The sequence below is a fragment of the Legionella parisiensis genome (genome assembly GCF_001467945.1).
GTDB classification, from domain to species: Bacteria; Pseudomonadota; Gammaproteobacteria; order Legionellales; family Legionellaceae; genus Legionella; species Legionella parisiensis.
Map to the genome: position 1 here is coordinate 1,056,290 of NZ_LNYQ01000013.1, position 207 is coordinate 1,056,496.

A 207-nucleotide genomic window follows, 5' to 3' on the forward strand; every position below is an offset into this window, starting at 1 on the left:
CACCGCAAAATGAAACTCATTCAGCGAAGAGCTTATGGTTTTAGAAATTTTGAAAATTATAGAGTACGTGTTAAGGTCCTCTGCGGGTGATTAAAGCTGCCCCCTTAAATGGGAAAGAGCCCTCATTCAGCGTAGAGCTTATGGTTTTAGGAATTTTGAAAATTACAGAGTGCGTGTTAAGGTGCTCTGCGGGTGATTATAGCTGCC

At 42.0% G+C, this 207-nt stretch carries 1 protein-coding gene; it reads left to right on the top strand.

What is annotated here, in order from left to right; translation table 11 throughout:
* On the top strand, positions 1–90 hold a 90-nt coding region (locus tag Lpar_RS19380; RefSeq protein WP_237759452.1), incomplete at its 5' end, for a transposase.
* Positions 91–207 lie beyond the last annotated feature (117 nt).